Consider the following 26,419-nt stretch of genomic DNA (forward strand, 5'->3'; position numbering starts at 1 on the left):
CGTTCACCCGATGGGGGCAAAAGCCCTCAAAATCCAAACTCAACCATTCACTGGCTTTCGCAAAATCCTTACATTTCATCGCCACCTAGAAGGCTAAACGACCTCTTTTGCTTGCATTATTCTCTCCCAGTCCATGATTCTGTGTTTAGAAACAAGTGATGCGCAATCGCCTTACGCAGAGCGTACATCCGCTTTTGGTAGTACCAACTTAAGCATCAACATGCCGAGCGTTGCAATTCCACCTTCACTGTTTGAAGGCTGGATGCGACCCCACTCGCATGCCGGACAGCAATAACCCATTGGCTCTTATCCACTCCAAACATAAGAAACTGATTCAAATATAAAAACTTCGCGAGTGAACCTCTATCCTTCATTGTCATCATTTCCTTATACGAGGACTTCATCCAGTATTCGTTAGTCGCGTGCTTGAGGTATAATCTTCGCCACCTATGACAGCCCAACTGCTTGGGCATTCTTACCACGGAGGTTATTTTGTCCAAACCCACAGCGTTATGGCTAGGTCTTGTTACGTTACTTCATGCTTACCCTATTGCAGCCAGCGATGGTTCAACCATGACCAAGGAGCAACTCGGGCAGATGTTGTTTTTTGATGTCAATCTCTCGCAAAATCGAACGCAATCTTGTGCCACTTGCCACAATCCGAACCATGCTTTTATTGACAACAGAGCGTCAGAGCTGAAGGGAATGGTCTCAAAAGGCGACGATGGCGTGTCGTTTGGTGACCGCAATACGCCAACTGCCTCTTACGCCAATAAAATCCCTCGCATAACCCGTAATGATGCGGGTGAATTTAAAGGCGGGCTCTTCCATGATGGCAGAGAGCGCGATTTGGCTGGTCAAGCTGGTGGCCCCCCTTTAAATCCACTTGAAATGGGCATGCCCAACAAACAAGCCGTGGTCGATAGGCTCAAGGAAAACCGTGCCTACGTGCAAGGGTTCACGGCTTTATTTGGTGACGCGATATGGTCAGACACCGACGCCGCCTATCTTGCCATGACAGAAAGTATTGCCGCGTTTGAAAAAACCGACTTTTTTTCGCCCTTTGATTCTAAATACGACCGCTATCTGCGCAATGAAGTCGAACTGACTCAGCAAGAGTCGTTGGGTGAGGCGCTGTTCTTTTCTCAGCAGTTCACCAATTGCAACGCATGCCACCAGCTAAAAGCCTTTCCAAACAGCCAAGGGGAGACATTTAGCAACTATGAGTACCACAACTTAGGGGTTCCGGTGAATACGGCGGTGCGTAAGGTCAACGGCCTAGGCGCGGAGCACATTGACAAAGGGCTGCTTGAGCACCCGCGCATCGACGATGAAGCGCAAGCTGGCAAGTTTAAAGTGCCGACACTGCGCAACGTGGCCGTGACTGGCCCCTATATGCACAACGGCGTGTTTAAAGACTTGCGTACTGTGGTGCTGTTTTACGACAAATATAATAACTCAACCCGCACGATTAACCCGGAAACAGGCCAACCTTGGCGAGCACCTGAGGTTGATAAAAACCTAGCGCTCACCGAAGCAAAGTTTCAATCGCGCGCTTTGACCGATAAGCAAGTGGACGCGTTAGTCGCCTTCATGAAAACACTCACCGATCAACGCTACGAATATCTGCTCGAAGAAAAATAAGCAGCGGCTCGCATCCATCGCCCGACGGATGCGAGCCGACGTTATGCGCGTCGCAAGGCACTAGCTGTCCGTTTTCTGCCTTTACCGACAACATCAGTAAAACAACGTTATTAGACAGTCATGAATGGGCATTACGCCACGACTTAAAACCACTTAAAACCTGTGCTACTCGATAATGCCCGAGTAACTCAACGCCGTGCCGAGCACGTTTACTAGCCTTGGCGCCAGAAAAACAAACCCGCACACTGAGCGGCGAATGCCATAAATAGCGATGTAACCGTAACTAGGTCCGTTTTCACACTTTATCCCTTCTTGATTTAAGATTGCCACCATCCACTCATCACGAGCCCAACGGTGTGCTTCAATGACTTTGTGGTGGGATTGTTCCACGGTGATGGGAACAAAATGTGTCCGTGTTTGCTCAATTGTAAACAGGTTCAAGAGGGATTGAGTGAGAGAAACAGTTGCCTGCCGCCTAGACCAACACAGGTAACTGGAATGAGAAGGTTACCCCTTCAAACTCCGATGTATCGACATGGCGAATCATCTCCACCAAGTAGCCATTGAGATCCAGCGGCAAACCCTGTTTTTCCGCCGCATCAAACAACGCATCTAACGCGGTGCTGTACGCGACATCGGAAGCGAGATAGACCTCGCTGCATAAGTAGTATCCTTCCGGAATTATTCGATCGTAACGCGCTTTGGCCACCTGCCAGTTACCAATTTCCGCGTCAATCTCATCCCACGCCTTCTCCAGTTGTTTGAGCGGTAACGTGCTCATCAAATGTGTTGACTTCTCACCATACAACTCAAACACACTGTCCCAATCTGCCGTCTCCAATTTGAGTTTTTGCATGCCCCGCTGCGGATACCAAACGAGTTCGGTTGGCATCGCTTGCGCCAGCTCTTTTTCCATCGACGCCTGCATCCCCGGATGCGCTAGTCGCTGGATGAAATCCAGTGTCTCCTTGGGGGTCGCTTGGGAACCCATGTTTCGAATCTGTTTGGCAGTCACCCCAAGCTCGCGCTTCAATGCCTTAGCCAACGACTGGGATGATGAAAAACCGCAGTACAGCGCGATGTCAATCACGCTCCACTGCTCGTCGCTTAGTAGCAGGCCAACCGCCACTTGCAACCGAACTCGACTGAGATACTGCCCAGGCGTTTCGTTAAACAACTCGGTAAATTGACGATGAAAATGATAGGGAGAAATAGCGCTTTTCGTCGCGATTTCTTCCCACGTTCGACGCTCGCCCCACTCTTGATGCATCAAGTGAAGCGCGTGCGTGAAGCGCTTTTTCAGGTGCGCTGGTAACGATTCGAGTAAGGCGATTTCAGGGACGAGCTGAAAAACGGGTTGGTTTTCGGGCATCATGGCATCGTTGCGCTTGGAATAATTGCACTCACTATGTGCCGTGTTTTTTATAAAATCAATCACGAATGCTCCACGGACAGCACTTCCAGTGATTCCGGCTCAACGATGGGAGGTTTGCGGCAAAACAGCCCCAACAGTACCGGAATAAGAATCAGCGTCACGGCAGTAGCAAACAGCTCACCAAACACTAAGGATACCGCTGCGGGCTTTAAATACTGAGCCTGCTCCGCGCTTTCACTGAGCAAAGGTAACAAGCCACACACGGTGGTGATGGTGGTGAGAAAAATCGCTCTCAAACGGCTCGTCCCAGCCGTGACTAACGCCTGCTGCAACGGAACACCTTGGCGGTATTCCTGATTAAAGCGGGTGATCAGAACCAAGGAGTCATTGATCACGATACCGGTCATGGCCATCATGCCAAACATGGACAAGATGCTGATGGGCAAGCCCATCAGATAGTGGCCAAAAATCGACCCCGCAAAGCCAAACGGGATCACGGCCATAATGATCATCGGCTGCCAGTACGATCTCAACGGCACCGCCAATAAGATGTAGATCATCAGTAGCGTCAGTATCAACGCCGATTGAAAACCCGCTGAGACCTCCCCTATTTCTTCAAACTCACCGCCCGCTTTGATGGTCACGTTTGGGTATTGCTGATGAAGGGCATTGATCGTCTGCTGGAGCTGCTCTCGGGTTTGCTCGGGTGATTGCAGATTGCGATTTTGTTGCCAATAGAGATTGATGACTTGCTCTCGGTTGCGGCGGTACAGCACTTGAGGTTCTTGCTCATGATGCAACTCGGCGATATCACCGAGCATCACACTGCCACCTGTGGGTAGCAGGATGAGCGTTTGCTGCAACTGAGCCAAGGTTTTACGCTGATCACGAGGGTATTGCAGTAACACTTTGGTCTCTCGCCCATTGTCCAACAGGCGGTGCATTTCTCTTTCACCAAACGCTTCTCCGGCAAGTTGCGCCAGTTTCGCTTGCGTTAGCCCAAGTTGCTGGCCATAGAGGTTCAATACCAAACGGACTTGTGGCACGTCATTTTGGCCATCGTCGTACACATCCGATACCCCTTGCAATGACGACAGCGCGTTCTTCAACTGCTTACTTACACGCGCTGCGAGCTCGCGGTCATCACTCGAGATGGTTAGGAATGTGCCTCCGGCAGGCTCCTCTGCCGCGCTAAACTTGACGGAATACGCGCCCTCGATCTGCCCAGTGCTTTCTCGCCATCGTGTCAGCAACCCATTGCCTGGCAACACACTGAGCGATTCGCTGGTCAGCTCCGCCGTCACTTCAATGTCACCCTGTCCGTCAGACCATGCCAGCAAGTTGACAACGGGCTTCTGTTGCAGCGGATAATCGACCATGACACTTTGCTCCACCCGCGACATCGCCTGCTCCACTTGCAGCAAAGCTTTGCGCTGCAAAGGCAAAGGTGCCCCATCTTCCAGCTCAATCACTGCGCTGAGGTAACGGCCCGGGATTTCAGGGAACAATGCACTGCGAATGGTGCCGTTGAACCACATCCCGTAAGCCAAGATGAGAGTGGCGACAAAACCGAGCAAGAACGCCACTTTGTAGCGCAGCGCAAATTCTAGCGTCGGTTGGTATAGCTTGATATTAAATCGCTGCAAGCCACCTTGAGCGAAGGCTTGGACCTTGCCAACAACACCGAGTGATGGGGATTGGCTCGAGAGCTCGGCCAAGTGTGATGGCAGAATGAATTTGCTTTCGATAAGCGAAAAGATTAACGCCAAGATCACCACCGCCGAGAACCCAGCAAACACTTTGGCCAGCTCATTATTGATCCACAACATCGGCGAAAACGCCGCGATCGTCGTCAGCACACCAAAAAAGGTGGCCACGGAGACAGAATGCACGCCCTGCCACGCCGCGTTTTTGCCACTGAGATGGCTCGCTCGCTTTTCGTGGATCGCTTCTCCCACCACCACCGCATCGTCCACCAGCACACCGAGTACCAAGATGAAGCCAAACAAGGTGATGTCATTGATGCTGTAGTCAAACCACTGCATGGCCGCAAGCGTTCCAGCAAGCGCAATGGGGATACCCATGGCCACCCAAAAAGCGAGTCGGATTTCGAGGAAAATCCCCAATAAAACGACGACAATCAGTAGACCTTGCCACGCATTTTCACTTAGACGAAACAACTGGTCTTCAATGTAGGGTGCCATATCCGCCATGGTGTTCAAGGTGATGTCCGACGGTATGATTTCTCGCTGAACATTGAGCGTCTCTTCTATCGCCTCACTCACTTTAAGCAGGTTGTCGGTTTGGCTGGTGCTCACCAAAAGCGCGATGGCATTCGCACCATTATTTCGCACAATGGCACCACTGTATTGATAGCCTCGGCTTATCTTAGCGATGTCACCTAAGCGTATTTTGCCACTGCTGCCAGACATCACCACCAGTTGCTTCAACTTCTGCAAATCATCCGCATAACCGTCGCCACGAATCACGATTCGCCCCACATCACTAATGAGTTCACCGCTTCGCGCCTCAAGTGAACTTTGTTCAACTAAATTGGCTAACGTTTCCAAGCTCAATCCTAATGCCTTAAGTTGTTCGGGATCAGGCTCGACGATGAGCTGTGAGGTTCGGGTTCCCCAATTTGAAACCTTTGAAATGCGTGGGTGCTTTTTTAACGCCTGCTCAAGCTGCTGGGCAATGGGTTGCAACTCGTCATCCGTTCTTGGCCCCGACACCACCACAAACGCCGCCAAATTGGTAAAATCGTTGCGCACCACTTGTGGCTTTTCCGCTTGCACCGGAAAACCATTAATCGCATTAACTTGGTTACGAATATCATCCAACAGCGAATCTAACTCCGTAGTGCTGGTTTTGCGCACAATCACTTGCGAAAGACCGGCACTCGACTGACTGGTGATCTGCTTGATACCGGCAATGCCGCTGATCGACTCTTCAATGCGTTGTGTCACGCTCTCGTCTATCTGTTGCGCCGTCCCGCCAGGATACGCCACCGTAATGCTGATGGACGATGGGGCGATTTGTGGGAACGACTCAACGCGCAGTTGCCCAAACGCGAGCGCACCGCTCAAGACAATCGCCATCATCAATAAGTTGGCTGCAACAGGATTGGTAATAAACCACTTGGTCATCCAACTCATTTGTTCGACTCCTGACTTATCATCGCTTCCGCACTGAGTGACGTTTGCTTCTCTAAGCTCAATGGTTCTGAAGCAACGCGCCCAACCATCATTGTGTCAGGGTCGTTTTCAGAAGCCACTGGCGCGACCTGTTTGCCACTTAGCATCGACGCGAGCGGGTATTGCACCACTCGACGCACCTGCGCACTTTGCTCATCAAATCGAATGTTGAGCTGCTGATGCCCTTGCCCGATTAAGGTGACAGGCTCTTTACGTAAACGATCGCGGCTGTCTAGCGTCCAGACATACCCGTCTCGAGTCATTGCGCTTAACGGGACGCTAACCACATTCTCACTCAAGCCTAAGTCGATCTCCGCCTGAACTTGTTGGTTGGGATACAACTTCGCTTTGTTTTGATAGGGAGATTGAACCGCGAGCACCACCTGCCTTTGACGAGTGCTGGTATCCACCAACGGAGAGACATAGCGAACCTGAGCAGGCCAGCGGTGGCCGGCACGGTTCACCACGCTAATACTCGGCTCCGTGAGTGCCGTTTGAACTTGCTGCCAGTGTATTTCTGAAATGGGTAACTCAACGTCAATGGAGTCGCTGGCCGCGAGTTCAAACGTCACTTGCCCCGCTTCGATCCACGCTCTGGGGCTGATATGACGCTTGATGATCACCGCATCAAACGGCGCGGTGATCACCGACTCTTCCAATAATTTCTGCGCGCTTACATGGGCTTGTTTGGCTTGAGTGAGGTTGGCTTGCGCCGCCAGCACTTGGGGTTCTCGACGAGCAAAGGAGGAACTGGTTTTGCTGTTCAACATTTTTAGCGCCACCGTTTGTTCATGCAGAGCCTGCTGCAACTCCAGTTCGGCTTGTTTCACAACACTCAACGATTGCGCTAGCGTTGCATTCGCCGCGGCGGTATCTAGCCTGGCTAACACCTGCCCCTGTTTAACCAAACTCCCCGGTTCAATCCGCTCATCCAACCATTTTAATTGCGCACTGCTGGAGGCTTTCAGCTGTACTGGCCAACGCGCTGCGGTTATCCCCAATAGCGTTAACCTCGATGGATGAGGTGACGGAGTCACTTCCAAAACCGACACTGGGCTAAGTAGTGCCTGTTTTTCTGCCGCGTCGTTCGGTTCAGGGGCCAGTTCGTCCACCACCACCAAGGCAAGCAAAATCGCCGCCAAACCAACCAGCACTGAGAGCGGTTTTCTAAATTTCATAGGGCATCTCCTTTTGTGGCAGGGCGTTGTAATTGAGGCGCTGACTTATCTCCGTCAAACGCGAAAGGGTCTGCAAAGTGATGGGCAACATAACTGCGGTTTCGACAAACTCAAGTGAGTAAGTCACAATCGAGAACACTTGGCCTGCGCTCGGTTCAACCAGTAAGCTCACCATCCATAAGTTCGCGATGACCGCACCAAACAAGGTCATAAAGATCAGGCCGTACACCACCGCCTCGGTATCCGACAGCTTGATTTCGCACTGCTTTAAACGTTCAAAGTGCCCCCTGAGCGCAGACAGGCGAACCCCGCTGAGCAACTTAACCTGCTGCTCGACTTGGTCGTTAAACTGGCCGTTGAGTTGGGTAAACGTGCGGTGGAACGCACCATAGATAACCAGCATCAGTAACCCAGAAAAGAGCATGCAAAGTGCCAAAGAAAAATGGAACGTAGAGAGAATCACCAGCGTCGCGACAAGCTGCACAACCGCCGTCAGTAAGGAGGGCAAATCTTTCTCGAGGAAATCCACCAGCTCGCGGGACATGGTCAAGCGTGCGTCTTTGGTGGAAATAGGCAAATCACGCAAATTGCGCTCAACAAGATTGGCCAGCTTGACCCGAATCGAACCATACACTCGAGTGTCGTAAAAACGCCGTGCAACACTAATGAGCACCACCACCAAAAGCAGCAGCGCCAGCAGCATCAAAGGGGGATAGTGTTGGTTTAATACACCATCAATGGCGTAACCGATAAACAGTGGCAGCAAAACGAGCATGACGTTTTCCGCCAGCACCATGAGCCAAGTCACGGCAACTTTTAAGGGATGAAACCGAATCACTGTCCGCAAAGAGATGGGATGTTTGAGTGGCATGATAGGCACCATTAATGAACATGGCGTCAGTATGACCAATTTGGCAGGGCAAAAAGTATCCCAAATTGCTGTCTCAATAAACGAGCCTATCAACTAAAACAACCGCTACTTAATCAAGCTCAAAGATGACTCTTTTTAGCTCAACTCATGATTCTCGCAGTTATTATCTGAAATCGGGCAAACAATACACACGGAAGGATATGACGTTATTTTCTTCATGTTTTAGGACAACAAACACACATTTATGTAGCAGAGACTTTGTACCCTGCTACATTATTGTGGAAAATCAATGACTCTTTTTTTTTAAAACTATGGCGTACTTGAAGCCTTAATTATAAACAACGCAATCAATCTGCTCCTTCATTATCGGGTAAGTTTCTTCCACCGATAACGCAAGCTTTTCTGATGTATCAATCTCAATAATCGGAATATCAAACCAGTTAAAAATCGTCTTGTAGGCCGATTCCACACAATGATTTTGCGTGACTGCATCACCGTACCATTGAATCTGACCTTCTCTGGCTTTAATTCTGTTGTGTATTGTTTCGGCATCGGCTTTAACAAAAACAATAACGTCTGGTAGCACAATATTATTCGATTAGTTTATCCTTGTTTTACGGCCTGCTTTGCGGTCTTTTTCGCCGCTTTCGCCAGTTGCTCGGCCTCAGTGCGCGCTTGGGCAATGCGCTCAAGCAGCTTTTCTTGGGTCTTGCTCCACCAGCTCACCGCGGAAGGCCTTGGCCAAAATACTTTGCGTGAGGTTATCCCCCCACGCTTGGGCTTTTTTCACTTGCGCTTCGATGCTGTCGGCAAAAGCGAAGTATTGATCGACCAGGCGAACGATTTCGGTTTGTTCATTTATAGACGGTAAATTAATAGCAATTTCACGCACTTTATTTAAGTTTAAGTTTGGTTGGTTACCACCAGCTGCTGCTTTTCTAGTTTCTTCATAATTTTTTTCTAACAACCTTAACTTCACATAACTTTTGAGCGCTTTACTTTCATCGACCATAATTGCAGCACAGGCTTGATTACAGGTTGCCTCAAACATTAATTCCGTCACTTGACCACGAGTTTTGCTAGGTTGATGATCACGGTTGCGACATGGCATGCTAAAAATTCAATGTCTCTACTCTATTTTCTTTTGGCACATACCATCTTGGCAGTTGGTTTGTCCAAACCAGCGCGAGATGCGCATTCTGTGTTTGGCAAACAGCAGATAAATGCGGTCACTGATCCCTTTTAAAATCGGCAGACGAGTGATGAAAAGCCAGCGATGTCGATTGACCAAACGCCACGCCAGCACAGTCACATCTAAACCATACAACGGTTGGCCTTGCTGATCGATACCGTGCAAGATAGACAAGGCGTGTTGTTTGTCGATCGATGGGTAGCGGCACATCGCATCCGTATCATACACATCCACCAGCATAATCCGCGCTTGGCTATCCTGCGCTTTTAATGCGCGCATCTCGTTACAACAGAGCGGGCATTGTCCATCGTAAAAAATCACTAAGGATGGGCTATTCATAGGGTTCGGTTATCCGTCGGTTTGTGGTGGTTATCCGTGATACCCAAACTACTTGGAGGTACAGCTTCAAGCAGTTTGGGTATATTTATGCAGAGTTTTACGTCAGCTCGGAGTACTCTGATCACGCTTTAAATAAAAAGCTCGCGACTTCATGGAACGAGTGATTAGCTAAAGGTGGAGATATACAGCACCTCAACCTTATCGCGCGCCCATTGCGTTTTACGCAAAAACTTGAGCGAGGATTTCATCGATGGATCGCTGGCAAAGCAGTTGATGTTGATGCGCTGATGTAAGCCACTCCAACCATAGTGCTCTACTAAGCGGGTAACGATTTTTTCTAGGCTTAAGCCGTGCAGCGGGTTATTAACTTGTTGGTTCATTGAAGAGTTCTCTATGAAATTCGGTCTAGTCATTCGGAGTAACAATGGCTCTGATTATTTCCATGATAATAAACTGACTTATGTTATTGGGCCGGGCTGGCGACTCGGTGAACGAAAGCCAGCCATCCCGCTGTAACTTCAAGGACAAAGAAGATAACCAACTCGGCCAGTGTTGCACTGCAGCGGGGAGATAATTTTTGTCGAACTCATACTATCACAGTCAAGGGCGCCATACTCGTCAATGCACAGTGGCTCTCTTTGCTTGAGCAATATCATTCTCTCCAGGCGTTGAACTCTTCCGACTCTTGATGAGTTTTCGTAGCTAAGGTGATAAACGCGCAACGAATGACACCGACAATCATGCTCTCACAATGACGGCTCTTCTAGGAGATGACAAACCTCAACAGTATGTCAGACCTCAACCATTCACTGCAGGGCTTTAAGAGCAGCAAACACAGCTACTCTGGTTATGAGGTAAGTTGTGTAAGGCAGTTTATGGCTAAATTAGCGGCTGAATTAGCGGCTGAAAGTCGGTTTGATCAACTTGCGCAAAAATTGATTTTGATTAATTAATTTTCATCTATAGTTAAATGGTGACAATAAATAGCTAGATCTCACTTATGAGACATTATTGGGTTGGCATTTTTAGATAATTACACTATGGGGTTCTGTTATGCGTATCAATCAGCCGATCACCAATAAAGAGGTGCAATTTCCACCTCATTACAATTTACTTTCCACCACTCAACCAAGCAGCATTATCACCTATGCTAGCCCTGAATTTTGCCAAGTTTCGGGGTTCACCATCGATGAACTCGTTGGTCAACCCCATAATCTCGTGCGCCATCCCGATATGCCAAGCCAAGCTTTTGACAATATGTGGAGCCACCTAAAACAAGGCAACTCTTGGATGGGCATGGTCAAAAACCGCTGTAAAAATGGCGACCATTATTGGGTAAATGCTTTTGTTAGCCCAATTAAAGAGAAGGGTAAAATCGTTGAGTACCAATCGGTACGTTCTTACCCTAATCGAGAACACGTAGAGAGAGCAGAGCAAGTTTATCAGCAATTAAAAGATGAAAAAACACCACTTATCATGCGCTTACCTAGGCTAAGCCTATTTCAACGAACAAGCATAGCAACATTGCTGCTCACTCTTATAGGCTATATTTCATCTCTGTGGATTGGTTCAGGGATTGCCATGGGCTTATGTGCGGGTGCAATCATTGCCTGTTTATATTTGCTGACACGCCGTTTGGAAGCCTTAACTGCTACGGCACGCAAATGCTACGACAATCCGATGATGCAATATATCTACACAGGTCATCAGGACGATCTTGCGGAAATTGAAATGGCTTTTCAAATGAAAAGCTGTCAACTCAATGCGGTGATCAATCGGATCATGGATAGCGGGAGTCAACTCTCGAGCATGGCGGAAGATACTCGCCAGTCATCACGAATCACATTAAATAACTTGGATGCACAGGCCTGTGAAAGCGAGCAAGTCGCCGCCGCAGTTCACGAGATGAGTGAAACCGCTGAAGATATGAGCCGTAACACTCAATCCGCTTCCGAATTGGCTGCAAATGCCCAAGCGGCCAGCCAACTTGGCATGGATTCGGTAAACCAAACCATCAATGCGATTGAAAAATTGGCGGTTCAATTAGAAAGTGCGGCGAAAGTGATCACGGATTTAGAACATCACGGCAAGAAAGTAGGGGCGGTATCGGAAGTGATCCGTGGTATTGCGGAGCAAACCAATTTACTGGCGCTCAACGCAGCAATCGAAGCGGCTCGCGCAGGTGAACAAGGGCGTGGCTTTGCAGTAGTGGCCGATGAAGTGAGAGCTCTGGCTCAACGTACACAGATCTCAACAACGGAAATTCAGACCGTTATCAATGAGATCCAACAAGGAACCTTAGATGCAGTTAGCAGTATTCAAACAGGCAAACAGCTGTCAATACAATGTGTAGAAACCGCAACGGCTTCTGGTCAAGCGATGAGTGATGCTCTTCATATGGTGGTCAGTATTAATGATCGCAATCACCAAGTCGCCAGCTCTGTCGAAGAGCTGTCTACCGTTGCAGTTCAGATGAGTCAAAGCGTTCAGTCAATTACCTCATTGTCGCAAAACAACGCCGCATTGGCTGGCAGCAATGTCACCGGCATGGACACTTTGTCATTAAAATTGAATGAGTTAGTTAAATTAGCTCTACAGTTCAAGAAAAAGTAGCGGCAAGAGATAATGGTAGCCACAAGATAAAGTCTAACTAATCAGTGGCAGTAAGCGGCGCGTAAAAACCTCTGCTTATTGCTGCTATCAAACACAATTTATTACGCTCGTTCCCATATAAACAACCCTAAATCCTGTACTAAGCTCTCGGTCGTCATCGAGCACGATTTCTCGCAATGACGTTTTCCCGCTGTTGGTGGAACCTAGGTGATTGATGATCAGATGAAGTTTGAAGCCGAAAGACCAGTCCATCGTCCCCTTTCCATGGCAGGCAACACCTTCAAACACTTTATTTCTTTTGGCTCGAATGATGTGGCAAACCTCAATCTTGGTCGAGTCTACAAACTGTATACCCGTAGGCTTACCTAGCTTTGATGTCAGATAACTGCACATTGGCACGACTACGCTAGCCGTCATACCAAGGAATCTCGTGTAACTTAAAAGGTTTGGAAAGTATTTGGTCAGATTACGGCACACATAGAGCAAATAGTCACTCTTGAAATCTCGATAGTGGGATTGGTGAAAGTGAATAAGGATGGTCATTATCTCAGCTGGAGATAGCTTACAGGCTCTACGGCGCTTGAGTTCACCGATTTCGATGAGTTGCTGTTGCCACGGCTCAATAAACAACTGACAGAAATCATCGCCATCACAGAAGGTTTCAATTAATTTGTCCATGCTCGTTCCTTGGAGGTATCTGTTCCTTTTGGTCGAATGATCAGATCAGGGAACGAGCAATTAGTTCCTCTGCTAGCTCAGTTTCTTATCCAGAGTTCAGGTTAATGAGATGGCCATTTTTTGCTCCTTCGCTGATGGTCGAGAATAGATACCGCCACTTTATCTAAAACGATCAATTGATCGGTTAAAAGAGTGTTGTCGTACAACTCCATCGATTGAATAGAAACCAACGTTTGCAAAATCATGACAGAGGAAAGTACGTATGTTAAAACGCATGTTAGTTACTATGACCACCTTGTTGGCTAGCCTTGTTATGCTGTCATCGGCCCAAGCTCACAATCATGGAATGAAGAAAACCGATATTGTTGATGTCGCGGTTGCAAATGGTTCCTTTACGACCTTGGTCGCTGCGGTGAAAGCGGCTGGCTTGGTTGAAACACTGAAAGGTGACGGCCCGTTTACCGTATTTGCCCCGACGGATGAGGCGTTTGCCAAATTGCCAGAAGGCACTGTGGAAATGCTGCTCAAGCCAGAAAACAAAGACAAGCTGGTGGCCATTTTGACCTACCATGTTGTGCCGGGCAAAGTGATGGCAGCCGATGTGATTAAGCTAGGTAAAGCCACAACAGTACAAGGCCAAGATGTGATGATTAAGGTTTATGGCGGTAAAGTCATGGTCGACAATGCGAATGTGGTGGCAACCGATGTGAAAGCGAGCAACGGCGTCATCCACGTGATTGATACTGTGATCATGCCAAAATAACCAAAAGGATGAACTGCGACTCTGCTCAAGTGCAGCAGGGTCGCTCCTGTTTAGGGTGCATAATCAACTTATGATGCTAAATCAACACGATATCAAAAGCATGGACCAACTTAGCCGCGTCAAACTGATCAATTCGGTGGTTGGCTATAAAAGCGCAAACTTGATTGGTACAGTAGACGCCGAGGGAAACGAGAATCTCTCTATCGTCAGTTCTGTGATTCATTTAGGCTCCTCACCTGCTCTGATTGGCTTTATCTCTCGCCCACATTCTGTTGAGCGACATACCCTAGAGAATATTATTAGCAGCGGCTATTACACCATTAATGCCGTTTCGGCTGATATTGCCCTGCAAGCACACCAAACCTCCGCTCGGTATGAAAAAAACCAATCAGAATTTGATATGGTTGGGCTTTGCGCTCAATACGACCCCGACTTTCCTGCACCGTTTGTGCAGCAGAGCCGTTTGAAAATGGGCATGCGTTTGGTTGAGCGCATCACGATTGCGGCGAATCAGACCGTGCTTGTGATTGGTGAAATTGACCGTCTTTGGCTAGCACAAAAAGCCATGATGCCAGATGGTTATGTCGATATAGAATCGCTCGATCTCGTCACCATTTCCGGGCTCGATAGCTATCACTCAACGCAGCGATTGCATCGCCTCAGTTATGCTAAACCGGATAAAGTGGTGTATCCGCTAACACTGGAAGGAGAGCCTTCCTCGTGGCAAGCCATTGAGCAGCATAAAACCGAAAAAGGGAGCCTTGGCTAAAGGCTAGCTGAAATAACACCTATTGATTTCTCTTAAAGATAATCAATAGCTTAATCTCACGCAACCGGCAGTAGTACCTAGAAGAAACAGAGCAGATAGTGCAAAATAACCACTTTCATTGCGATGACAGTCCGCTCTATGAACATCACCGACCAATATTACACTGAGAACGCTCAATCTTTCTTCGAGTCGACCGTAAGCGTCGATGTTCAGAAGTTATACGACCAGTTTCTTCCTCATCTAAATCCGAATGGTGCGATTCTTGATGCGGGTTGTGGCTCTGGCCGTGATGCCAAACATTTCAAAGCGCTCGGCTTTAAAGTGACGGCGTTCGACGCCAATCAAGCCTTGGTTGCACTCGCTTCTCGCCATCTAGAACAAAACGTCATCCATGCCAAGTTTGATACCTTCCACGCTGAGCCCAACAGCTTTGATGGCATTTGGGCGTGCGCCTCTTTGCTGCATGTGCCAGACCACGAGTTAGCGGCAACCTTTTTCACACTCAGCCAGCTATTAAAACCGCAGGGTATCTTTTACTGCTCATTCAAATATGGTCAGACGGCTCATATACGCAACGGACGTTTTTTTACCGATATGGATGAGAATAAGCTGCAAGCAACACTCACTGCATCGCCTTTAGCGATCCAGCAAACTTGGGTAACTTCAGACGTAAGACCGGGTCGAGAATCGGAACAATGGCTCAACGCCATCCTGGTTAGACGATAGTTAGGAAACGGTAGATGTCACATCAGTCGCTTACTCTTAAAGACAACCTATTGACCACTGGTGGCGAAGATCCTCTGCTGCCGCAGTTGATCCATGCTATCAACCACGCAACCGAAATCGAGATTGCCGTCTCTTTTATTCAACCCTCTGGCCTAGATTTGCTTCTGCCAAGCATTCACGAGGCGATTGAACGTAAAAAGTCACACCAGCGGCCCTTAAAGCTGCGCATCCTTACGTCAGATTACCTGCACATTACTCATCCTATTGCGTTGCGCTCTCTGATCGAACTAGAAGGGGATGAGAGAGAAATTAAGATTTTTGAAACCAATAACCATAGTTTCCACCTCAAATCGTACATCTTTGTTCGCAGTGACGAAGCTCGGTCCATTTGCCAAGGAACCGCGTTTGTTGGCTCTAACAACATCAGTAGAACCGCACTCACCGATGCCCATGAGTGGTGCCTGCGTTTAGATTATCAGCAGCCAGACAACTCCCCTCAAGCAGTGCAGTTTCACAATATCCGACCCCAGTTTGACAAACTGTTTCATCATCCATCTGCCATATTGCTGACGGATGAATGGATTGACAGCTACATCAAAAGAAGAACACCACCCAAGCTTTCAGCCGTCGGTGATACGACGCTACTGGATGACGAAGAGTATTCGCCCCACTCTGCACAGTTAGAAGCATTGCAACGACTCAGCGAGACTCGTCAAAAAGGTAATGTGCGTGGATTGGTCGTGATGGGCACTGGCATGGGGAAAACGTGGTTATCTGCGTTTGATGCCAAACAACTGGAAGCGAAACGCGTTCTGTTCGTTGCTCACCGCGAAGAAATCCTGACTCAAGCACTGATGACTTTCGCGAAACTTTGGCCGCAAAAATCCGCAGGCTACTATCACGGTAAGAGCAAAGAAAAAAGTAAAGAGATGCTGTTTGCCTCAGTGCAAACTTTGGGTAAAGCAGCACACCTCAAACACTTTTCGCCCGACCATTTTGATTACATCGTGGTGGATGAGTTTCATCATGCCAGCGCCAAAACCTATCTCAATATTCTCAATTACTTCGAGCCTAAATTTTTACTTGGGCTTACAGCGACTCCAGAACGGACAGACCAAGCGAACATCCTCTCACTTTGCCACGACAACTTAGTCTTTGAACGTAACTTGGTGCATGGTATCGATGATGAAATTCTGGTGCCTTTTCACTACTACGGCATTTGGGATGACTCGGTCGATTACCAAGAGATCCCATGGCGAAATGGTAAGTTTGACCCCACCGCCCTTGACGCCCAATTTGCAACCACACGACGTGCCAAACATATTTTCAAACATTGGCAAAACAGGCAACAAACTCGCACCTTGGCGTTTTGTGTATCCAAAAAGCACGCTGATTTTATGGCGCAGCAGTTCAATCAAACTTTTGCCGATCAAGGCTTGAAGGCGCTTTCTGTACACAGTGATTCCTCCGTTCGTCGTAATGAAGCGTTAAGTATGCTGGATAAAGGAGAAATACACGTTCTCTTCTCGGTTGATCTGTTCAATGAAGGGACAGATTTGCCCTCAATCGATACTGTGTTAATGCTGCGCCCAACTGAATCCAACATCGTTTTCATTCAGCAATTGGGCCGAGGACTTCGTCGTCACAAGAACAAATCACACTTGGTGGTGTTGGATTTCATTGGCAACCATCGCTCGTTTTTGAACAAGAAAGACATTTTAGGGATCAGCGCATCAAGCTCACTTGAACAACTGAGTGGAAAGTCACAAACACGGCCCGAGTTAGGCAAAGGTTGTTTTACCAACATTGATCCGCAAATCATCGACTTTTGGCAAACGCTGACCAAGCAGCTTCGCTATTCAGCTCAAGAAGAGTTTGAAGATTTGACCAATCACTTGGGCCATCGCCCTCGTGCGGTCGAGTATTACCGAGCGGGTTACGACCTTGCCAAAGTGAACAGGCAGTACGGCAGTTGGCTAGTGCTGGTCGCAAGTATGGACAAGGATCCGGAGTTAGATTACCTCGTTCGCGAGCATCGTGACTTCTTTGCCAACGCCATCCAAAAAGCGAGCATGACCAAGAGTTTTAAAGCGATATTACTTGAAGCCTACCTCGAGCTAGATGGGTTCAGAGATGCCCCGAGTATCGAAGTGCTCGCTAGTAAAAGTTGGCACGTACTCTCTCGTTATCCCAAGCTAAAGGCATCCGATCTGTCAGAGGACAACCTACGCCTAAGCGCAGATTCTCCGGCATGGCTAAAATATTGGCGCGGTAACCCTATCAAGGCGTTTTTAGGTGAAAACAAAACCAAGAGTCGCGCTTGGTTTAAGCTTGTCGACGGAAAGCTCAAAGCAGACCTTGATGTTGCCCCGCCGCACTTGCAAGCGTTCCATGACTTTGTCAAAGAGCTCGTTGACCTACAACTTGCTCAGTATTCAGACAGGCCACCTAAACAGACCCATCAAGCAGTGGCACAACCGATCACTCCAGCAGAGGCAGCCAATGAAGGAACCTTGTTGCCCTACTACCCAAACCTCAAGATTGCTTGTGGTCATTTTAAGACTGGCTCCCATGAAGAGGTTGAACACATGCCCGTTGATATGGCTAACCTCAATCCTCAAAAACATTTCTTAGCCAGAGCCTCTGGCAATTCCATGAACGGGGGCAAAACACCCATATTAGATGGCGATTTGCTGTTACTCGAGTTTGTGACGCCAATATCCGCTGGCTCCATCACTGGCAACACCATGGCAATCGAAATCCAAGATAGCTCGGGCGAGAATCAGTATCTGTTGCGTGTCGTACAGAAGGATGCACAAGGGCGCTACTGGTTAAAAGCGAATAACCCAGATTACGAGTTAATGCCCGCTAACGATTCGATGAAGACATTTGCGAGGCTGAAAAATATTATTACTGAGTAACCAAAGCGTGTTCCGTTGTTTGTTTTACTAGGCCATGTAGGACAAATTAGGCTTGTGGCACTTAATATGAACATATCTGGCGATTGTGACTTGATACCAAGCCACAATCGTCATAAATGGATGAGACTCTAAGCGTAAACCGAAGTGCGGAGTGTATGTTGTTAGATAGATAAAAGAACCTTCATACTATCTAAACTACACCTAAATCGCGGATAGTGTAGAACAACACTAGACACTTTCGGACATAACTCATTGATTTTGATAATCTTAAGGCGTAAAAAAAGACGCCTTAGGACGTCTTTTTTTAGAATGTGGCGAGTGAGACAGCAGGATTAATCCATCAATTCATTGATTTTAATAACAATTATTGAATCGAAGATCAAAAAGTATTACTTCTGGTATTACTTTGAGAAAACTATGAAAAATAGAACCTAAATCACATTAATTACTGTGAAAAAATCGTCATAAAAACCATGATGTTAAGAAGATTTCCTGAAGTTTTTTACCTCTATAAGCATCACTTTCTTTTCTTTGCTCACTTTTCTACAGCATTGATCGGAAAATCTGCAATTTTGTCTACTGGGTATATTCACTGGCTTTGGCAAAATCACTGCTTTTCATCGCCTGCCAATAGGCTAAAACGACCTCTTTTGCTTCCATTATTCTCTCCACTCCATGAATTGATAGAAATGATTGATGCAGATTCAGAGTCAGCAGCATCACGGTAAAGGCAAGCCCAAGCAGCACCTTGTTGTTACGACATCACCACTAATTTAGGCCAGCGGGCCCCCCATCCTTTTGAAGTGACGCGGTGTTCAAACGTTGCCAAACAACGCTTTGGATTGTGCGTGATATACCCACGAAATAGAGATTCAAGCCCAAAAGCCGAAACACATTCATAGTGATCTGCCGCCACTTGCCGAACGGCCACCGCCGTTTCTTTCTCTGGCCAATAACGCATGGCGTCTACCGCGCTTTGATACGGCTCATCACCGTTACGAAGATGCATTTTGGCTTGATTGCGAACCTGCCAATTGAACTGCGGCATACGCGCCTTCAAATGCGCTTCATATTGCAGATAAGCATCGGGGTTAGACTCTGTGGGATCAAAGTAGATCACATCAACATCATTCAAGGGAGTGACGAAACCGTGTAATGAATCCCACACCAAATTTCGCACAAAGCCTGCGGCGATATAGCACTGAGGCAATGATAACTCGGCCACATGGCCTAACGCCTCTGTTCTCATTCGGTCTTCTTTGATGAGGGCAATGAGCTTATCCATCTTCTCCCCAAGGCATAACGCCATACTAAAGATTAGGGTTTGAGGTTGTTTAAAATAAATTCCGCTCGCTCTCGAACGGAGACCATCGGCACTTCAAGCAAATCGTAACCAAACTGCGTGTAGGCACTCACCATTTCGCGATACGTAGCAACGGCTTCTTTAAAATCTTGCTTTCGCTCTCGATCATTTTTATAGATCGATTCCCACGGCGGGAAAATAAACACCTTACGGTCATACCTCAACTCACAACATTTCGTGGATAAAAGCGTCGAAATGGGTAAGTTTTCAAGCTTACTGTAGCCATAGCAGTCAATAATGCTTCTATCATAAAAAGTGGTTACCGCATGCCCAAAGTCGTCATAGTGTTTGATTTCTTCAGCCACCATTTGGTCGCGAAAGGCCAATTTGTCCAACCAAGGTAACGCGCTACCTTGAGCTTGCATTTGTGCTTGGATGACTTTTCGCCCCACTTCGGGGGCGCTTGGGTAACCTAAGTTATTGAGATATTCGATAACGGAGGTTTTGCCCGCCCCGGGTCCACCGGTAAACACAACTCGATGATTCAAATGAACCTCCTAGGTGATCGTCTCTTTGTTGGAATGCAAGTAGGCGATTTAAAGCCTTTCCTATATCAACAGGTTATAAATAGGCGGCGTAGTGTTGTTTTAACAACGTCAGCATATTGCGCTTACGTTTATAACTTTGTGCCAACGAAGCTATTTCAACATAGAACTGCGCCAACTCCGTAGGGTGCGATTTAAGCAATTCTTCGATTTTTTGTAAAAGCGTTAACGCTGTGGCATAGGCTTCATTGCTCGTCTGCTCAATCTGCAACGTGACAACGCGAAGGTAGTAGCTGAGTGCATGGTTTGGCTTATCATGCACCACAAGATCAGCCAATGTTAGCAACGCATTGGTGGACACTTTATTGCTTGCCACCCATTCACACGCTTGGTCAAATTGCTGGTTGTCGATATAGAAAAGCACCAAGGCATCGGTTTGTTCAGACACACGGTTAAATGGGCCTGGCAGCCGATAGGAATTCTTAAACAACTGCTCAACACGGGAAAGAAACTCAACGTCATCCACTGAGTAATTCGCTTTAAACTGAACCATATCTTTATAACGCTGAAAACTGGGTGATCCTTCTAATAGGCGATTGGCCAGCGACCAAGCGGATTTAATTTCACCAAGCTCAACATAAAGGCGGAACTGCGCCTGATCACACGCTTGCCGTTCATACTCGCTCGCAATTTTGCGCGCTTTCGCCAACCAAAACTCGGCTTCTAATAGCGCTTGGTTGTCGATATACATCTCAACAATTTCTAAGAAGTCTCGGCACGTTCGCGCTATTTTTTGCTTAATGGCCACCACATCACGCCAATTTGGGCTTTGTTTAATGAGTGGATTGGCCCATGATCTTAAATTCCAACCACTCTCATCTGGTGAAGCTTGTTCAATCGCTTGTCGACATAAATCGAGGAAGTGCGTGTTGTTTTGCCACACCACGGCAAAATCCTCTTCAATCGACGGGAACACATCAAACTCATGCTGGGTTAAACGCTCAAACATCCAATGCGCTTTTTCTTGCTCACTCCAATTAAGTTTTGCCAGCATGTTAGGCATGTGCTCATTAATTAGGCTTTCAATGCCAAAACGATCGCCACTTGAATCATCGATCTGTTCGAGTACCTTATTCAGCCTTTCCACAAGGTAATTGATGAGCTTCCACTGCTGCTCTGTATCAAGGCTTTGCATCGACTCAATGATCATGCTCAACTGGTCTTCTGCTGAATGAAAATAGGCATGGCTCTCTCGCCAATCCCACAACTGTTCTCGTGGTAAGGCTTGGGTAACTAACTTTTTCAACTCACCGTACACCGCTGGCTTTTCACGTATTTCGATTTTCGTGAGTAGCGCATTCCATGCGTATTCGTCTTCTTCTAGGTAATCAAGCAGCATCTCTAGCCTAGTCTCTTCACCGAGGCTTTGCAGGTGTTTTTTGATTGTCTCTCGCTCACTCTCTTGATTGAGCTGTGGCTGTTCTATGAGAGACATCGCCACTGCCACACTGTGCTTGCACAAGCGTTGATATTGCGCAGCTGGGCAGGTGCACGCAGCAACCAAATCACCCGTGAAATCGAGACTCACTTGATAGACGTTGCTGCCTTTCACCTGTGCGGTAGCGGTATTTCCCATCATGGTAAGTTTGCGCACCGCGCCACTGCGTGAAAGCTGGATACCTTTTTGCAATGTACTGGTTTCGCACAGCGCCATCAGCTCAACAATATCGATGTCACGAGTTGTGTTAGCGTTCATTGTGTTTGCTCCATCCGTGCTTTGGTTTGTTCTACTTCGGGTGAATTAAGACGTAGCTCGTGTTTCACACCAAACTTTCAATTCTTCGCACCATCTGCTCTCGCTCATTTATCTAATGCGGTGACCGGAAAATCTTCTACTTTTGTCCGCTGAGTATATTTACGTCCTTTGTCATACCCTCTACTCAACGAGCAAGGTTTTGATTCTAACTCGGTAGAAAAGACCCTAGCTCACGTCGATGATAAACTAAGTTCTCAGTACTTATAACCACACGGATTAGAAAGCCAATGATGTGCTGGTGGAGCGAGCATATAGAAGAGGCCGCCAAAGGCAGCCTCTCCGTTACCTGGACTAAGCTAAGCAGTTGAAAGTCATTTCGTCCATGAATTAGACAACGTCTCAGCCTGCTTCAAAATAAGCTCGACAGCTTCAGCGGCTTTGTCTGGTGGATATTTCCAGCGTTGTAAAGTACGGCGTACGAGTATTTTTAATCTAGCGCGAACACTGTCACGAACTTGCCAGTCAACCGTGGTCGATTTTCTGAGTTTGTCTGTGATTTCGACGGCAATCTGTTTTAGGACCTTATCACCAAGATCACGCACTGCGCTTTCGTTGTTGGCTAGTGCATCATAAAACGCGATTTCATCTGGATTTAACCCCAGTTCAGCCTCGCGCATCATTTCTTGCTGAAACTCTTTGGCCATTTGAATAAGTTCTTCAATGACCTGAGCTGTTTCAATGGCGCGGTTATTGTACTTTCTAAGCGTTTCTTGCAAGCGTTCAGCAAATCTTTTCTCTTGCACAACGTTATTACGTGTTTTCGCCTTAATGTCGTCCTTGAGTAATTTTTCAAGTAACTCAATGGCTAAGTTGCGCTCCGGCATCTGTCGCACGTCTTCTAAAAACTCATCCGATAGCAAGCCAATATTGGGCTTGTCCAAGCCACAAAGTGCAAACACGTCAGCAACGCCTTCGGCTATCACTGCATTATCTAGAATCTGTTTCAGTGCCGAGTTCTTATCGATCTGAGTGCGCTTTCTATCTACGCTGGTAAATTTGCTGATAGCGGCCTTAATGGCTGAATAAAAGGCGATTTCTTTCCTTAGCTCTTTAGCCTCATCCAACGTACTGCATAGTGAGTAAGATTTCGTCGCTGCCAACACTAAGTCTAAGAAACGCTTTTTACCATCGTCTAAGCCGAGCACATAGTTAGCGGCAGGCACCAATAGTTTGTGCGCTTGTGTTTCATACCCCGATATGTCCAAACCATCGGATTTTGGTGTTTTACCGAACATGCCACGGATAGCATCCATTTTTTCTAAAAGAATGGAAAACGCTTCTTCTGCATTGAGTGTTGGCTCGCCTTTACCTTTAGAGTCTGTATAGGTTTTTAAAGCTTGCTTAAGCTCATTGGCTATACCGATGTAATCAACGACTAGACCGCCAGGCTTGTTTTTAAACACGCGGTTAACCCGAGCAATTGCCTGCATCAGGTTATGGCCTTTCATCGGCTTATCGATATACATGGTATGACAACAAGGCGCATCAAACCCCGTTAACCACATGTCCCTGACAATGACGAGCTTCAGTGGATCATTCATATCTTTAAAGCGCTTTTCTAAACGTTTTTTGGTTTTCTTGTTGTAGATATGCGGTTGCAACAATGGCTTATCTGATGCACTGCCCGTCATCACAATTTTAATCGCCCCTTTTTCAGGGTCATCCGAATGCCATTCGGGGCGCAATGCAATAATCTCATTGTAGAGGTGGGCACAGATATCACGGCTCATGGCCACTATCATGGCTTTACCATCCATAGTGGCATTGCGTGTCTCAAAGTGCTCGATCAAGTCCGCCGCAACTTGGCTTAATCTAGGCGTCGCACCAACAAGCTTTTCAAGACGGCTCCATTCCCCTTTGGTTTTCTCACGGTTGCTAACGTCCTCTTCATCCTCGACCACTTCATCAACTTGAGCGGACAACTCGGCGATTTCAGCGTGGTTCAAATCAAGCTTGGCAAGGCGTGACTCATAATAAATAGGCACAGTTGCGCCATCATCTACGGCATCTTGAATGTCGTAGATAGACACATAACCACCAAATACAGCGCGGGTGTCTTTGTCATCGATTGAAATAGGTGTGCCAGTAAAACCAATAAAAGAAGCATACGGAATGGCATCGCGCATATGCTTGGCATAACCAAACTTATATTGGCCATCGGCACTCAGTGTTGCTTTAAGGCCATATTGACTGCGGTGTGCTTCATCCGAGATAACAACTATATTGTGTCGGCCATTCAATACTGGGTGGTGATTTTCATCATCCAGAAGCGCAAACTTTTGCACTGTAGTAAAAATAATACCGCCCGATTCACGCTCTGCCAGTAATTGGCGCAGCGCGTCACGGTCGCTGGCTTGCACAGGGGTTTGCTTTAACAGCTCCACGGCATTACAGAACGTGGCAAACAGCTGGCCATCTAAGTCGTTGCGGTCGGTAACGACTATCAGCGTTGGGTTATTCATAGCCTTTTGCTGAAGTAACATACCGGCATAGCAACACATTGAAATACTTTTGCCGCTGCCTTGAGTATGCCAAACCACACCGGCTTTTTTACTGCCAGGTACAACTTCATCAGCATAAGTTGCCCTTTTCTCAGTTACACCATCGATGTGCTGCGCCGCAATGACCGTGGCCTTTACCGCTTCACGCACGGCATGAAACTGGTGGTAACCGGCAATCTTTTTGATGATCGTCTCACCGTCTGTTTCAAACAATACAAAAAATCGTATGTAATCCAGCAGCAACTCGCGGTCAAAGAAACCGCGAACCATGGTTTCTAGCTGCCACTCCAGTAGCGGTTTATCATCTTCATTTTTAATCGTGCGCCAAGGCATAAACCGCTCTTGGTTGGCCGTTAGTGAGCCTACCCGAGTGGTATAACCATCACTGACGACTAACGCCTCATTGAAAACAAACAGATCAGAAATCTCATCTTTATAGGTTTGCAGCTGATTAAAGGCATCCCAAATATCGGCGTTTTCATCGCTTGGGCTTTTCAGCTCAAGCACAGCAATTGGCAAGCCGTTGATAAAACAAATAACATCAGGTCTGCGTGGCTGTTTAGTGCCTGTAATGGTGAACTGATTGACGACTGAAAAGGTGTTGTTGCTTAGGTTATCGAAATCAATGATAAAAGCATGATCGGAAACAGACTCTCCATCATCCTTTTTGTGTTCAACCGGCACGCCTTCCAATAACAATCGGTGAAATGCGCGGTTATTGGTGACTAAATCCAAGCTTTCTGGCTTTAAAATTATCGCTTTAAACTGCTCATAGCAATGGTCTATCTGTGCGGCAGGAAGGTGTTTATTGATCGTTTCAAATACCGCTCGAAGTTGACCATCCAATACCACTTGCACGTAGTCATTACGCAGTGGGTTGTCGCTATCTGGCGCAATATCAGGGCCATACAAAACATCCCAGCCACCTTCGCGGAACCAGTCTAAACAGAGGCTTTCGAGTTGTTCTTCGTTCATTGATTTACTCCCTCTGTGAGTTTTTCCAGTAAGGCTTCTAATGATTCATCATGATCATCGGTATACCAAATAGGAAAAATATTTGCCTCACCTAATTGATTTTTTCTTGCAATCCTATCTTCACCCTCATTGAGCTTTAAGAAAGCATAGTGACGAGGCACATTTTCAGGATCTTTATTACCAATAATACGCTTTAAGCATTGAATCGTTCGGTCGACGGTCAGGCTACAACCCAAAAACAATAGTGTACGATTGCTGATCGCCTCTATGACAGATTCTAATGCCTGCTCATTTTGATAGTGCTTGTCATATTCGTCTTTGGTTAGTATGCGATTGCGGGAGGAGTTTGCTTTGCCATGCAGCTTTACCAGAACTCGTCTGTTTTCTCCCAAAGCCCTTGGTAGATCTTCAGCATTTGGGCCAAGTAACTCCTCATCAAAGTTAAAGTTAGCGTTTTCGTAGCAACGATTTAGCACGTTATCAAAATTGGTTGTTACCACTGCTTGTTTGAATATTTGCGGCAAGCGTTGAACAACTCCATAAATATCTTGATTCCCGCCGAATGCATTTTCTACATGTTCAAGAAAGCAGCCCGCTGGTAAAGCATCACTAAGCATTTGCGCCGCTTCTTCGTACTGTCCTTTTGCTATCGCCTCATCAAAATCCACTTTACTGACTTTTGTTTCATCTAGCACTTGATAAAGAAACTTTGTCCAGCCAGGGTAGTTACTTGGCATTGACATACCAGCACCAACAAAAGGAATAACTGCGCCTCGAGCGTATATTTCTTTAAGCCTGTTAAAGCGTGCGCGATTGTCATGCAAATTAAGTATTTCATCAGCCCGACTTAGATTTTCTATCTGTCGCTGCTGCAACCAATCGGCAAAGGCTTCTTTATAACCTTCCTCCTCAAGCTCCTTGAGGATGTTGTCACGAGAAAATGTATATCCTGCTACATCGACCTCACCATCTTCATTGAGGTAGTCATGAAACTGAGGAATTAAATAGTCCAT

The 26,419-nt window shown here is 47.1% G+C and carries 20 protein-coding genes and 2 pseudogenes; 7 read left to right on the forward strand and 15 right to left on the reverse strand.

Annotated elements, in window-relative coordinates:
* The first annotated feature begins 492 nt into the window (after positions 1 to 492).
* Positions 493 to 1,644, forward strand: coding sequence for a cytochrome c peroxidase (locus tag UF06_RS01625; protein WP_052702492.1), 1,152 nt, complete (start codon positions 493 to 495; stop codon positions 1,642 to 1,644).
* Between the two features lie 165 nt (positions 1,645 to 1,809).
* On the opposite strand, the gene UF06_RS01630 is transcribed toward UF06_RS01625, so the two are convergent.
* The 9 genes and pseudogenes from UF06_RS01630 to UF06_RS01670 all read right to left on the reverse strand — a co-directional run bounded on the left by UF06_RS01630 (position 1,810) and on the right by UF06_RS01670 (position 10,176).
* Positions 1,810 to 2,085, reverse strand: a complete 276-nt coding sequence (locus UF06_RS01630; RefSeq protein WP_139046243.1) for a hypothetical protein — start codon at positions 2,083 to 2,085, stop codon at positions 1,810 to 1,812.
* A 34-nt stretch (positions 2,086 to 2,119) separates the two neighbouring features.
* A complete protein-coding gene (locus tag UF06_RS01635; protein ID WP_045569019.1) occupies positions 2,120 to 3,019 on the reverse strand; it encodes a helix-turn-helix transcriptional regulator in 900 nt (299 codons plus the stop codon).
* 59 nt (positions 3,020 to 3,078) lie between these two features.
* Positions 3,079 to 6,177: an efflux RND transporter permease subunit gene (locus tag UF06_RS01640; RefSeq protein WP_045568887.1), complete on the reverse strand. Its 3,099-nt coding sequence runs from the start codon at positions 6,175 to 6,177 to the stop codon at positions 3,079 to 3,081.
* Positions 6,174 to 7,394: an efflux RND transporter periplasmic adaptor subunit gene (locus UF06_RS01645; protein ID WP_045568888.1), complete on the reverse strand. Its 1,221-nt coding sequence runs from the start codon at positions 7,392 to 7,394 to the stop codon at positions 6,174 to 6,176. The genes UF06_RS01640 and UF06_RS01645 overlap by 4 nt, the downstream gene beginning before the upstream one ends.
* Positions 7,384 to 8,265: an ABC transporter six-transmembrane domain-containing protein gene (locus UF06_RS01650; RefSeq protein WP_045568889.1), complete on the reverse strand. Its 882-nt coding sequence runs from the start codon at positions 8,263 to 8,265 to the stop codon at positions 7,384 to 7,386. The genes UF06_RS01645 and UF06_RS01650 overlap by 11 nt, the downstream gene beginning before the upstream one ends.
* Positions 8,266 to 8,593: 328 nt before the next feature.
* Positions 8,594 to 8,851, reverse strand: coding sequence for a hypothetical protein (locus tag UF06_RS01655; protein ID WP_052702495.1), 258 nt, complete (start codon positions 8,849 to 8,851; stop codon positions 8,594 to 8,596).
* Between the two features lie 17 nt (positions 8,852 to 8,868).
* A pseudogene (locus tag UF06_RS27055) lies at positions 8,869 to 9,280 on the reverse strand (restriction endonuclease subunit S); the annotation flags it as partial.
* 114 nt (positions 9,281 to 9,394) lie between these two features.
* Complete coding sequence (locus UF06_RS01665) at positions 9,395 to 9,796, reverse strand: DCC1-like thiol-disulfide oxidoreductase family protein (RefSeq protein ID WP_045568890.1); 402 nt, start codon at positions 9,794 to 9,796, stop codon at positions 9,395 to 9,397.
* A 164-nt stretch (positions 9,797 to 9,960) separates the two neighbouring features.
* Complete coding sequence (locus UF06_RS01670) at positions 9,961 to 10,176, reverse strand: VF530 family DNA-binding protein (protein WP_045568891.1); 216 nt, start codon at positions 10,174 to 10,176, stop codon at positions 9,961 to 9,963.
* A gap of 673 nt (positions 10,177 to 10,849) precedes the next feature.
* Here UF06_RS01670 and UF06_RS01675 point away from each other — a divergent pair.
* The gene (locus UF06_RS01675; RefSeq protein WP_045568892.1) at positions 10,850 to 12,409 is read left to right on the forward strand and encodes a PAS domain-containing methyl-accepting chemotaxis protein; all 1,560 of its coding nucleotides are present in this window, start codon (positions 10,850 to 10,852) and stop codon (positions 12,407 to 12,409) included.
* An 87-nt stretch (positions 12,410 to 12,496) separates the two neighbouring features.
* Here the strand turns inward: UF06_RS01675 and UF06_RS01680 are convergent, their stop codons facing one another.
* Positions 12,497 to 13,087, reverse strand: a complete 591-nt coding sequence (locus UF06_RS01680; RefSeq protein WP_052702497.1) for a transposase — start codon at positions 13,085 to 13,087, stop codon at positions 12,497 to 12,499.
* Between the two features lie 262 nt (positions 13,088 to 13,349).
* On the opposite strand from UF06_RS01680, the gene UF06_RS01685 reads away from it, so the two are divergent.
* The 4 genes from UF06_RS01685 to UF06_RS01700 all read left to right on the forward strand — a co-directional run bounded on the left by UF06_RS01685 (position 13,350) and on the right by UF06_RS01700 (position 18,266).
* Complete coding sequence (locus UF06_RS01685) at positions 13,350 to 13,850, forward strand: fasciclin domain-containing protein (protein ID WP_045568893.1); 501 nt, start codon at positions 13,350 to 13,352, stop codon at positions 13,848 to 13,850.
* A 70-nt stretch (positions 13,851 to 13,920) separates the two neighbouring features.
* Complete coding sequence (locus UF06_RS01690) at positions 13,921 to 14,619, forward strand: flavin reductase (RefSeq protein ID WP_045568894.1); 699 nt, start codon at positions 13,921 to 13,923, stop codon at positions 14,617 to 14,619.
* 144 nt (positions 14,620 to 14,763) lie between these two features.
* On the forward strand, positions 14,764 to 15,345 hold the full coding sequence (locus tag UF06_RS01695; protein WP_171816682.1) for a class I SAM-dependent methyltransferase: 582 nt from the start codon (positions 14,764 to 14,766) through the stop codon (positions 15,343 to 15,345).
* Between the two features lie 14 nt (positions 15,346 to 15,359).
* Complete coding sequence (locus UF06_RS01700) at positions 15,360 to 18,266, forward strand: DEAD/DEAH box helicase family protein (RefSeq protein ID WP_045568896.1); 2,907 nt, start codon at positions 15,360 to 15,362, stop codon at positions 18,264 to 18,266.
* 754 nt (positions 18,267 to 19,020) lie between these two features.
* Here UF06_RS01700 and UF06_RS01705 read toward each other — a convergent pair.
* The 3 genes from UF06_RS01705 to UF06_RS01715 form a co-directional block, all read right to left on the reverse strand.
* Positions 19,021 to 19,551 (reverse strand): nucleotidyltransferase family protein, encoded by a 531-nt coding sequence (locus UF06_RS01705; RefSeq protein ID WP_045568897.1) that lies wholly within the window; start codon positions 19,549 to 19,551, stop codon positions 19,021 to 19,023.
* A gap of 32 nt (positions 19,552 to 19,583) precedes the next feature.
* Positions 19,584 to 20,117, reverse strand: a complete 534-nt coding sequence (locus tag UF06_RS01710) for an AAA family ATPase (RefSeq protein ID WP_045568898.1) — start codon at positions 20,115 to 20,117, stop codon at positions 19,584 to 19,586.
* 73 nt (positions 20,118 to 20,190) lie between these two features.
* A complete protein-coding gene (locus tag UF06_RS01715; RefSeq protein WP_045568899.1) occupies positions 20,191 to 21,870 on the reverse strand; it encodes an SWIM zinc finger family protein in 1,680 nt (559 codons plus the stop codon).
* A gap of 159 nt (positions 21,871 to 22,029) precedes the next feature.
* On the opposite strand from UF06_RS01715, the pseudogene UF06_RS27340 reads away from it, so the two are divergent.
* Positions 22,030 to 22,261: pseudogene (locus UF06_RS27340) on the forward strand (integrase); the annotation flags it as partial.
* Here the strand turns inward: UF06_RS27340 and UF06_RS01720 are convergent.
* A complete protein-coding gene (locus tag UF06_RS01720; protein WP_045568900.1) occupies positions 22,242 to 25,406 on the reverse strand; it encodes a type I restriction endonuclease subunit R in 3,165 nt (1,054 codons plus the stop codon). The pseudogene UF06_RS27340 and the gene UF06_RS01720 sit on opposite strands and share 20 nt — an antisense overlap.
* Positions 25,403 to 26,419 (reverse strand): SIR2 family protein, encoded by a 1,017-nt coding sequence (locus UF06_RS01725; protein WP_045568901.1) that lies wholly within the window; start codon positions 26,417 to 26,419, stop codon positions 25,403 to 25,405. Before UF06_RS01725 ends, UF06_RS01720 begins: the two co-directional genes overlap by 4 nt.

Source organism: Vibrio sp. S234-5 (assembly GCF_000960595.1).
In the GTDB taxonomy this organism is placed as follows: domain Bacteria; phylum Pseudomonadota; class Gammaproteobacteria; order Enterobacterales; family Vibrionaceae; genus Vibrio.

Coding starts and splice junctions, on each gene's coding strand:
- UF06_RS01635 (WP_045569019.1), bottom strand. CDS start 3,019: ATGATGCCCGAAAACCAACCCGTTTTTCAGCTCGTCCCTGAAATCGCC.
- UF06_RS01640 (WP_045568887.1), bottom strand. CDS start 6,177: ATGAGTTGGATGACCAAGTGGTTTATTACCAATCCTGTTGCAGCCAAC.
- UF06_RS01645 (WP_045568888.1), bottom strand. CDS start 7,394: ATGAAATTTAGAAAACCGCTCTCAGTGCTGGTTGGTTTGGCGGCGATT.
- UF06_RS01650 (WP_045568889.1), bottom strand. CDS start 8,265: ATGCCACTCAAACATCCCATCTCTTTGCGGACAGTGATTCGGTTTCAT.
- UF06_RS01665 (WP_045568890.1), bottom strand. CDS start 9,796: ATGAATAGCCCATCCTTAGTGATTTTTTACGATGGACAATGCCCGCTC.
- UF06_RS01670 (WP_045568891.1), bottom strand. CDS start 10,176: ATGAACCAACAAGTTAATAACCCGCTGCACGGCTTAAGCCTAGAAAAA.
- UF06_RS01675 (WP_045568892.1), top strand. CDS start 10,850: ATGCGTATCAATCAGCCGATCACCAATAAAGAGGTGCAATTTCCACCT.
- UF06_RS01680 (WP_052702497.1), bottom strand. CDS start 13,087: ATGGACAAATTAATTGAAACCTTCTGTGATGGCGATGATTTCTGTCAG.
- UF06_RS01685 (WP_045568893.1), top strand. CDS start 13,350: ATGTTAAAACGCATGTTAGTTACTATGACCACCTTGTTGGCTAGCCTT.
- UF06_RS01690 (WP_045568894.1), top strand. CDS start 13,921: ATGATGCTAAATCAACACGATATCAAAAGCATGGACCAACTTAGCCGC.
- UF06_RS01700 (WP_045568896.1), top strand. CDS start 15,360: ATGTCACATCAGTCGCTTACTCTTAAAGACAACCTATTGACCACTGGT.
- UF06_RS01705 (WP_045568897.1), bottom strand. CDS start 19,551: ATGGATAAGCTCATTGCCCTCATCAAAGAAGACCGAATGAGAACAGAG.
- UF06_RS01715 (WP_045568899.1), bottom strand. CDS start 21,870: ATGAACGCTAACACAACTCGTGACATCGATATTGTTGAGCTGATGGCG.
- UF06_RS01720 (WP_045568900.1), bottom strand. CDS start 25,406: ATGAACGAAGAACAACTCGAAAGCCTCTGTTTAGACTGGTTCCGCGAA.
- UF06_RS01725 (WP_045568901.1), bottom strand. CDS start 26,419: ATGGACTATTTAATTCCTCAGTTTCATGACTACCTCAATGAAGATGGT.